The sequence below is a fragment of the Lamprobacter sp. genome, from assembly GCF_034860625.1.
Lineage (GTDB): Bacteria > Pseudomonadota > Gammaproteobacteria > Chromatiales > Chromatiaceae > Lamprobacter.
Genome location: NZ_JAYESN010000154.1, coordinates 1 through 8,383, shown reverse-complemented (window position 1 = coordinate 8,383; position 8,383 = coordinate 1). Strand labels below are relative to the sequence as shown.

Here is an 8,383-nt window from a genome sequence, read left to right as displayed (position 1 = left end):
CGCAGCAACAGCAACGTAAAGCAGGCAATTGCGAGGGCTGAGCAGGCGATCAACAGGTTGAACATGGGTCACAGGGCAGCATTGGCTCAGCTGTCGATGACCGCATTGCCTATGTGGCTGAACACCAGTGGCTCGTCGCGCTGGCCTACGTGTTGGGCTACTTTATCTTTGGCGGGTTTTTGTTGATCGTCGTACAGGCCGTTCATCAGCGCCTCAAGGTAGCGGTGTCGGCGCTGCTCAACAGCGCCTCCATCTTTGGGCTGATCTGGGTGGCCTTCATGATGGGCTCGGGCATGCTCGCCATCGTTGGCCTGCATACCATGGTGAGTCTGCACCAGAACGGCTCTGTCGATTCCACTACTCTGTTTTATGTTTACACCACCACGGTAAACGCCCTGGGTGGCGGCATCGAACTGCTCGGCGGGCTCTGGATGCTCCTGTTGAGCGCGGCCGCGTGGAATCAGCAGCAACTGCCAATGGCGTTCAATTCGATTGGAATCGCTGTCGGAGTCCTCGGGGTGCTGACCATTTATCGGGGCGTGCCAGCGCTGAAGGTCGGGTTTGGCTTCGGCCAGGTCATCTGGTTTGTCTGGCTCGGCTTTCTATTGCTTGGCTCAGCGAAGGACGCGCCGACGGCCACTGCCTCATGAGTGTTACGGCGGACGTTCATTTCGTCGTCGGCAGTGTCTCAGTACTCACCGGTTTTCTGGCAATATGCCTGAAAAGGGCAGTGCGTTGCACACTCTTACCGGAATACTGTTTGCAGGCTCGATGGTGCTGTTGTGTTTAAGCGGCTTTGCTCTGGCTTCTGAATCCGTGACTCGGCTGCCGATGCGCCGCCCATGATGGAGCTGATCGACGATCTCGCTGACGTCATGACAGCTTTTTCGAGGCGGCGGGTGGGTTTTGCACTGAACCGCCGTGCGCGGCCATGCTCCGCGCGCTTGAAACGCGCGATTTAGAAATGGCGGGCGCAGCGATGCTGCGGTGCAGGCCGCTGGTGTGTTACAAACGGTGATGTGTTTTCGCGATCGGTATTATCCGCTGGCCAACTGCTGATAAACCCGAGTGTAAGCCGCATAGCCGCGGCAGTAGCAAGAGAAACGCAACACCCGCTGACGACCGCTCACTATCATCCGCCCTGCCATGTACATCAGTTTCTGCATCACCGTGCGCAGGCGGCGGCGTTTGGCCGCTTGCCGCACCGGCGCATCAGCACCGAGCAATCCACGCATACCAATCCAGCGCAGGATGTTGTATGCCAGGGTGGCGTGCGCCAGCACCAGGTCATTGGTGTCGAACTTGCCCGATGGACTAAACCGCTACCGCGGTAGGGGAGCTCCGATCATCACCCGGTGATATCCGGCAGCCGCGCTGCCATCTCCTATGTTGAGTATTGAGGCAATCCGCCTCGCTCACTGTAGGGGATATCACCATGACTCACACCAAACGAACAGTCAGCCCTCTCCGCCAGCGCATGATCGACGACATGTGTCTGCGCAAGCTCAACCCCAAGACCCAGATCGCCTACTTGCGCTCGGTCGAGAAGCTCACCCGCTTTCTCGGCCAGTCGCCTGATACCGCCTCCGCAGAGGACCTGCGTCGCTTCCAGTTGAAGCTGGTCGATGAGGGCACCTCCAGCGGCACGATCACAGGTCTGCGATTCTTCTTCGAGGTAACGCTCGACCGCGGCGACGCCATGAAGAAGACGAGCCACGTTTACCAGCCACGCAAGATACCGGAGATACTGAACACCGACGAAGTCGCTCGACTGCTCCAGTATGCGGGCTGCCTCAAGTACCGGGCGGCACTGGGTGTCGCCTACGGGGCCGGCCTGCGCGCCAGCGAAGTCTGCCACCTGACCACCGGAGACATCGACAGCGAGCGGATGGTACTGCGCGTCGAGCAGGGCAAAGGGAAGCGGGACCGCCTCGCCATTCTCTCGCCGGTGCTGCTGGATCTGCTACGAGCATGGTGGCGTGAAGGACGCGCCAAGCGGCAGTTGATGCCAGGCGGTTGGGTGTTCCCCGGGCAGAACCCAATAAACCCGCTGTCGACGCGCTCCCTGAATCGCATCTTTCACCAGGCCCGTGAGGCCGCCGGTATACGCAAGCGCGTGTCGCTGCATTCGTTGCGCCATGCGTTCGCGACGCATCTTCTGGATCGCCGCGAGGACATCCGCGTGATTCAGGTGCTGCTCGGGCACAAGAAGATCGAGAACACGGCACGATATACCCAGGTGGCCACCGAGTTGTTGAACGAGGTGAAGGGGCCGCTGGAGTATCTGGCACTCGACGCGTCTGCCTGACCGACACGCCGTGACTCGATATGCCCTGGAGGTCGCGGATATCTTCCGCGACCACGGGCCGGCGTGGCGCCAACGCCAGGCTGGGCACCTCAGCTTGGGCCAGCTCAAGGCGATGTCGGCCATCGAACGCTGTCGCAGTGCCGAACTCGGCGGCCATCGCCTGGGCTGTACTCACTGCGGCACCACGCAGATCGCCTATAACTCTTGCCGCAACCGTCACTGCCCAAAGTGCCAGTCCACTGCGGCATTCCGTTGGCTGGAGGCGCGGCAAGCGGAGTTGTTGCCGGTCGACTATTACCACGTGGTCTTCACGCTGCCCGCGCAGATCGGCGACATCGCCTACCAGAACAAGGCGGTGATCTACGCCATCCTGTTCAAGGCGGCCGCCGAGACGCTGCTCACCATCGCCGCCGACCCCAAGCACCTGGGCGCGCGTATCGGCATCACCAGCGTGCTGCACACCTGGGGGTCGGCGCTGACCCATCACCCGCACATTCACTGCATCGTACCGGGCGGCGGATTCTCACTGGACGGTGAGCGCTGGGTCGCGTGCCGCCCCGGCTTCTTCTTGTCCGTACGAGTCCTCTCACGCCTGTTCCGGCGCTTATTCCTCGAACAGCTCCTGCAGGCCTATCGCGCCGGCAAGCTCGCCTTCTATGGGCAACATCAGGCCCTTGCACAGGCGGACGCCTTCGCCAAGTTCCTCAAGCCCGTGCGCCGCATCGACTGGGTCATTTATGCCAAACGTCCCTTCGCGGGACCGCAGGCGGTGCTGAACTATCTCTCCCGGTATACCCACCGCGTGGCCATCGCCAACAGCCGCCTGATCGCCTGCGACGAACGTGGCGTGACCTTCAAGTGGAAAGACTACCGCGCCAAGGGCCGGACCCGGCACAAGACCATGACACTGGCGACGGGGGAATTCATCCGACGGTTCCTGATCCACGTGCTACCGGCCGGCTTCCACCGCATCCGACACTACGGCTTCTTCGCCAATCAGGGGCGCGCCCGGCATCTGCTGCGTGTTCGTGAGCTGCTGTCCGTACCGCCAGACGTCAGCGAGACGACGACTACGAGGGCGACACGCGCCGCCGTCTATGTCTGCAGCGCCTGCGGCGCCGCCATGGCGATTATCGAGACCCTATTGCCGACACACCGGGCGCGAGCGCCGCCGAGGCAGGCAGCATGACCACATCTCTTGCGATCTCCACTCCACTTGCGTGCCATCGGCACCGCGCGCTGGATTGGCATTGCTACGCCATAAACCTGGCCGGATGCAGCAGCCGCGCTACCTGCGAATACGCTGCTGGCAGCGGGAGAATCCGATGGCTCATCGGCATCGCTAATACGCATCGAGCGTTATCACGCCGCCGAGGATCACCCCTCGGCCGGGGAAGCTCATACTATCCCCATAGACCCGCGCATTGATCCCGCGGTTTCCTCCCTCGAGGCTTAGAAGACACCTGCTCCCGGCTTCACCGCAAATCTGCGGCAACGTCAAAGGCGAGCAGGCGTCTTCAAACCCTTAACGAAAGCGGACATCCCCAACTGCAGAGAGCATGACTTAGCAGTCCCTGGCCCTGATGATCCTTTCCTAGTTTCTAATGCAAGTGCACGGACAATAGACGCCTCGTTGTTGTCTATGCATCTGACCCGTCATGGGTCTATTCAGCACCAAGAAGACGCACTTCGTCGATACCTCCATTGTCCGCGTCGTCGAGGACGAGCTGGCATCCAACGCCCTGCGGGCCGCCACGGTCGAGAGTGCAGTTAAGTACACCCGCGTCACTGAAACGGTACGTCACCAAGCCCTTCGTGGCAACTTCCGCCTACGGATCTAAGGTGATCCAGCACCCCGCGACACCACCTGAAACCCGATTTCCAACGATGAAACAGGATCTGCTCAGTTCGATAGGTTCTCTCTGACGGCAAGGAATGACGGCATGGGGCCGGCAACTGTCCCGTCACAAGGAGATGAACTATGTATGCAACAGCCTGTAATCCAGAATCCCCCTCCGGGGATGCACGTACTCTGCGGTACCCGTTCCCGATACATCCTGTATGGGGCTGGATCCTGATTTTCCCCGGTCGAGGCTTTCTGCAGCGTGAGCGCTGCGGGTCTGCTGCCACCCGCGGGCGAGGGAGGTCGTGGGGTGGACATCAGCATCGCCGCCACTGGGCCGACATCACCCGGGGGGTGTGCGCATGAACCAGTACATCGGTCCCCAGAAACGGAAGGACATATGCCCGCGGACTCTCCTTCACCGCACCCAGCAAGCGCTGGCCGCGCATGGGCAACTGGAGACACAATTGACTGAAGCGCTTAGTGGTTCGCCGATGTGCCGGCGCGACAAGATCGCGACTGGACCCCAGCCAGTGTGGCGATTTGGACCACCTTTGGTGAACGGGAGGCGCTTCGAATGGATGATGCAGTGTTCTGGATGACCATGGCAGCGCTGTATGCGGTGGGCTATCACGTCCGCGGGCTCAGGCGGTTGCGCCAGCATACCGCGCAGGAATGGGCGGACTGCTCACCTACGGCGCCCATATGGGTGCAGGCCTTTGATCGCCGACTGCTGGCCTCCACGGTGCGATGTGTGGCCCTGTCCATGGGGGCGCTGGTGGGCATTCAGATTGTGGACAGTGAGTCGACGGAGGCCTGAGCGCGAGGGCGGCGCGCGGATGCTTCAGCGGGGCGATATGTGAACCGGACTGCCACCCCATGGTGCCTTGGGGGCCCATGCATGGGGGCCATGGGGCGGTGGTTTGGTCCGCACTGCATGCCCACTACTTTTGGCGTTCGCCTGCTATGCTGATGCCATGTGTGGACGCTTCAACATCTCCCCCTCGGCCGGCATGGCTGACCTGCTCGAATCCTTTGCAGTCAAACTCCCAGCCGGCTACACCCGTTACAACATCGCGCCTACCGAGGAGGTACCGCTGGTTCTGCAAACCGGCGAACTGGCAATGGCGCGCTGGCGGCTGACGCCATCGTGGTCGGACGGCCCCTCACAGAAATACGCGATGTTCAACGCACGCTGCGAGACACTGACGAGCAGCCCGGCCTTTCGCGGGCCCTTTGCCCGCCAGCGCGGTGTGGTGCCAATGTCCAGCTTCCTGGAATGGCGCAAGGAAGGAGCCGTGCGCCAGCCGTGGCGTATCAGCAACATACAGCAGGCACTCATGGTCGCTGCGCTCTGGGACCGCTGGATCGACCCTGCCGGCGATGCGCTGCTCAGTTGCACACTGGTGACTACCGCCGCCGCGCCTGAATTCACCCCTTGGCACAGTCGGATGCCGGTGCTGCTCACTGTCGATGAGGCGGCGCGGTGGTTGGACAACAGCCTGCAGATTGCCAAAGATGACCGGCTGTTCGAACCTGCGCTCAAGTTCCCGCTGTTACTCGAGCCGGTAGATCGCCGCGTGGGGAATGCGCGCAACAAGGCAGCGCAGGATCAGGCAATTGTTGGCGATGTGCTGGAAATTTGGCGGGATCACGCTCATGCGTCCATGAATGGCCCCGACCCCGGCACCGACTGCGGCCAAGTCTGAGCGCAGGTTTTTTTGCACGCTACCAACGCACATGGCGTTGAGACGCCTAACTCACACCACCGGATAACACGCCGCTCCCCAGAGCGTCCGCGGGTGATCCATCATGATCTCGATCACCGCAGGCACAAGGTTTCCAAGCAAGCGGGTGCAATCGCGCAACTGATCCCGGTTGACGCTGCTGTTCCAGGTGGCACCGCCGTGTACCAGTTGGTTGCGTAGGGTGTAGAGCCTCGCCAGAACAACGCTGAGCAGCGTTGCGGTATCACCTCTGCCGAGCGCCTGGTTCGCCAGACGATTCGCGGACTCGAAGCGCTCGCGCCAGTCATTGGATGGCTCCTCCCCCATCTGCGCATCCCAGAAGGGCTGAAAGATGTAATGATTGGAGAGCAGCACACGGATGGAGCCAGGAAAGGCGTCCCACAGCAGCGCATGCAGTGCACCCTGCTGATCGAGGTCCACGAGCTTGCGGATAAACTGGTTGGCGCGGACTGTCTCCGGCGCCCGGTCGTCCATCGACAGCAACTGCGCATAGGCGGCATTGAAGCTGATCCAGAGGAAGATGAACCGCGCGTCCACATCGTCGCCGCATTGCTCGGCACGGTTGAGCCAGGACAGCGCCCGGTGCACACGCAGTCCCAAGGCTTCGGGCCAGGCATCCCGCTCTGCGCGCTGGCGTGCCTTCAACCGCTCGTAGTGGGGTTCAAATGCAGGCACGGGGGGCCTCCTGTCGTCAGCGGTGGATGCCGAACTCAGTCATCAGCATCCTCGTGATTCCCCTGTTGCGTAAAATACTCCATGACGCGCAATCGGCATAACAAGTCAAAGTCAGGATAGAACTCGGACGCCGCGCTGAAGAACCCCAGGCTTTGTTCAAGGTCATCACCAAAGTTCGCCTCGAGCACTGCAAAAAGCGGCCACGCACCCAGAAAGAAGTCCGTAAACTCGCCGAGCGTCATGGGCTTGTCGGTGCGGGCCTCTGCTTTCCCCTGAAGCGTATCGCCGCCGTACTCATCGACCACCCGATAGTGAATGGCGCCATCGGCTGGGCGCGCGTAGACACTGGTGACATCGCAGGTGGTCGAGTTGATGCTGATGCCGGCAATCTCCACCTCCCCATCCTCCGTATCGGGCAGGCAATTGCCTCCCATGAACATTGGATGGAACGACTCCAACGCTTTCTGAGCCTCGCCCGTTATACCCTCGGCGTCCAGCAGCGCATGCAGTTCCGCGTGCTGGCCTGCGTCGAACAAGGCTCGTAACTTCTTGCGCAGTACTGTGCCCTTGACCTTCGACAGCAGGTAACGCTCCAACGCCTGCGGCCGGAAGTAGGTGTGCGGCCGGTGGTTCAAATCGATCTGATCACTCATACCCGTGCTCCCTGATTGGCGGTGTGTTCCCAAGGAAGGTCGATATCCTCCAGACCGAAATGTCCGTAGGCGGCCGTCGGGTAGTAGATCGGCCGTTGCACGGGTGCCGGTGGTTGCCGTCGGTCACCGGGGTGCAGCACCGGCAGTTGAGCGGTGTTTGCCGTATTCCACTCCCGCGCGCCGCGGGCATCGAGTGCCAGCCCCTGCACGCGGCGCTCGTGCACCAGTGAGAACAGCCGGTTCTGGTGCTCCGGCTTGCAGCGGCTGATCTCATCGATCAACACCGATTGCGCACCCCAGATGGTGGCCGGCGTTTGCAGGAAGCGCACTTCCGTGCGGGCCTCATCCGGATAGGGAAAACCCACCAGATCATCGAAGGCAATCAGGCTGGCGTTGTAGTGCCGGTGCTCCAGACCGAGCGCCGCGCTGATACGGTTGAGCAGGAAGGTCTTGCCCGTGCCGGATTCACCGATCAGCAGCAACGGGTCTTCGGTGACCAGTGCCGTGAGCAGGGGCAGCTGCAGGGGGCTGAAGCCGAAAACACCGAGCTCAGCGAAGACGTCACAATCGGGGGGAAATGGCGATGCCATGGCAGGTCTCCTATTGTTCCAGTTGCCTGGCGCATCGTTGGACCACCGTTCCCGGAGCGGGCGGTTGGTGGGGCGAAGGCCCCTCTTGATGCAGGGTTAAGTATGGTTTTGGTGGGGTAGTTTGTCAAATTGGGGGGCAGCCTGCCCGCTCTGATCCCATCACGCTTGCATGCCTGAACGCAGCACCCCTGAAGCATTGGAAATAAGTCCAGAATTATTGATCTAGGTGGACACGCACAGATCAGCATGGCTATACGGCCACACTTACCAACCCGACGGTGCCACCATTAGCAACCGCGTCGGCAGGTGCTGCTACCGACTGAATGTCCACTCCGCCAACTGCTGATCTGACTTCAACCGCGCCCGCTGGTGCAGCATCGCCTGGTAGATGTCTACCGGTGTGGGCTGTTCCACGAGCGTGGGCAGAGAAACGCTGGCCTCGAGCAAAAAGCGTTCGCGGTGCGGCGATGCCAACCACGCGTGGTCCCACCAATCCAGAATGCGCGGGTGAGCTGCAGATAGTGCCTGTGCAGAGGGAAGCTTGTCCCCCTTCGCCAGATTGACCT

At 61.4% G+C, this 8,383-nt stretch carries 8 protein-coding genes, 3 pseudogenes and 1 riboswitch; of the genes and pseudogenes, 6 read left to right on the top strand and 5 right to left on the bottom strand.

What is annotated here, in order from left to right; genetic code table 11:
• Positions 1 to 113: 113 nt before the first annotated feature.
• A complete protein-coding gene (locus VBE63_RS22320; RefSeq protein ID WP_323685224.1) occupies positions 114 to 650 on the top strand; it encodes a hypothetical protein in 537 nt (178 codons plus the stop codon).
• Positions 651 to 1,037: 387 nt separating this feature from the next.
• On the opposite strand, the pseudogene VBE63_RS22315 reads toward VBE63_RS22320, so the two are convergent.
• Positions 1,038 to 1,313, bottom strand: a pseudogene (locus tag VBE63_RS22315) (IS1380 family transposase); the annotation flags it as partial.
• Positions 1,314 to 1,477: 164 nt separating this feature from the next.
• On the opposite strand from VBE63_RS22315, the gene VBE63_RS22310 reads away from it, so the two are divergent.
• The 5 genes from VBE63_RS22310 (at position 1,478) to VBE63_RS22290 (ending at position 5,860) form a co-directional block, all read left to right on the top strand.
• Positions 1,478 to 2,308: a tyrosine-type recombinase/integrase gene (locus tag VBE63_RS22310; RefSeq protein WP_323685223.1), complete on the top strand. Its 831-nt coding sequence runs from the start codon at positions 1,478 to 1,480 to the stop codon at positions 2,306 to 2,308.
• Between the two features lie 10 nt (positions 2,309 to 2,318).
• On the top strand, positions 2,319 to 3,497 hold the full coding sequence (locus VBE63_RS22305) for an IS91 family transposase (RefSeq protein WP_323685222.1): 1,179 nt from the start codon (positions 2,319 to 2,321) through the stop codon (positions 3,495 to 3,497).
• A 469-nt stretch (positions 3,498 to 3,966) separates the two neighbouring features.
• Positions 3,967 to 4,149 (top strand): hypothetical protein, encoded by a 183-nt coding sequence (locus VBE63_RS22300; RefSeq protein WP_323685221.1) that lies wholly within the window; start codon positions 3,967 to 3,969, stop codon positions 4,147 to 4,149.
• Positions 4,150 to 4,728: 579 nt separating this feature from the next.
• Positions 4,729 to 4,971 (top strand): hypothetical protein, encoded by a 243-nt coding sequence (locus VBE63_RS22295; RefSeq protein ID WP_323685220.1) that lies wholly within the window; start codon positions 4,729 to 4,731, stop codon positions 4,969 to 4,971.
• A 157-nt stretch (positions 4,972 to 5,128) separates the two neighbouring features.
• Entirely contained in the window at positions 5,129 to 5,860 is a 732-nt protein-coding gene (locus VBE63_RS22290) for an SOS response-associated peptidase (protein WP_323685219.1), read from the top strand.
• 51 nt (positions 5,861 to 5,911) lie between these two features.
• Here VBE63_RS22290 and VBE63_RS22285 read toward each other — a convergent pair whose 3' ends face one another.
• From VBE63_RS22285 to VBE63_RS22270, 4 genes and pseudogenes are all read right to left on the bottom strand, one after another.
• Positions 5,912 to 6,574: a hypothetical protein gene (locus VBE63_RS22285; protein ID WP_323685218.1), complete on the bottom strand. Its 663-nt coding sequence runs from the start codon at positions 6,572 to 6,574 to the stop codon at positions 5,912 to 5,914.
• Positions 6,575 to 6,609: 35 nt separating this feature from the next.
• Positions 6,610 to 7,227: a hypothetical protein gene (locus VBE63_RS22280; RefSeq protein WP_323685217.1), complete on the bottom strand. Its 618-nt coding sequence runs from the start codon at positions 7,225 to 7,227 to the stop codon at positions 6,610 to 6,612.
• Between the two features lie 215 nt (positions 7,228 to 7,442).
• Positions 7,443 to 7,817, bottom strand: a pseudogene (locus tag VBE63_RS22275) (AAA family ATPase); the annotation flags it as partial.
• Between the two features lie 2 nt (positions 7,818 to 7,819).
• A riboswitch (SAM-I-IV-variant riboswitch) is annotated at positions 7,820 to 7,914 on the bottom strand.
• 215 nt (positions 7,915 to 8,129) lie between these two features.
• A pseudogene (locus tag VBE63_RS22270) lies at positions 8,130 to 8,383 on the bottom strand (methyltransferase type 11); the annotation flags it as partial.

Coding starts and splice junctions, on each gene's coding strand:
- VBE63_RS22310 (WP_323685223.1), top strand. CDS start 1,478: ATGATCGACGACATGTGTCTGCGCAAGCTCAACCCCAAGACCCAGATC.
- VBE63_RS22300 (WP_323685221.1), top strand. CDS start 3,967: ATGGGTCTATTCAGCACCAAGAAGACGCACTTCGTCGATACCTCCATT.
- VBE63_RS22295 (WP_323685220.1), top strand. CDS start 4,729: ATGGATGATGCAGTGTTCTGGATGACCATGGCAGCGCTGTATGCGGTG.
- VBE63_RS22290 (WP_323685219.1), top strand. CDS start 5,129: ATGTGTGGACGCTTCAACATCTCCCCCTCGGCCGGCATGGCTGACCTG.
- VBE63_RS22280 (WP_323685217.1), bottom strand. CDS start 7,227: ATGAGTGATCAGATCGATTTGAACCACCGGCCGCACACCTACTTCCGG.